Source organism: Planktothrix sp. PCC 11201 (genome assembly GCF_900009135.1).
In the GTDB taxonomy this organism is placed as follows: domain Bacteria; phylum Cyanobacteriota; class Cyanobacteriia; order Cyanobacteriales; family Microcoleaceae; genus Planktothrix.
On record NZ_LT797711.1, the window covers coordinates 650623 to 651223 of the forward strand.

A 601-nucleotide genomic window follows, 5' to 3' on the forward strand; every position below is an offset into this window, starting at 1 on the left:
TCTAATTATTCTCCTCTGCAAAAACAACCAGATTCCGCAATTAATCCCAGAGATATTATTAACCCAGAAATCTCTAATTATTCTCCTCTACAGAAACAACCAGATTCCACAATTAGTCCCAGAGATATTGTTACACCAGAAATATCTAATTATTCTCCTCTGCAAAAACAACCAGATTCCACAACTAATCCCAGAGATATTGTTACATCAGAAATTTCTAATTACTCCCCTATTCAAAAACAATCGGATTTCACAACTAATCCCAGAGATATTGTTACACCAGAAATCTCTAATTACTCCCCTCTCCAAAAACAACCAGATTCCACAATTAGTCCCACAGATAGTAGTGATTCCCAGGATATTGCTACACCAGAAATATCTAATTACTCCCCTNCTCTAATTATCCCCCTCTGCAAAAACAACCAGATTCCGCAATTAATCCCAGAGATATTGTTACACCAGAAATATCTAATTATCCCCTTCTCCAAAAACAACCAGATTCCACAATTAATCCCAGAGATATTGTTACACCAGAAATATCTAATTATTCTCCTCTGCAAAAACAACCAGATTCCGCAATTAATCCCAGAGATATTATTAA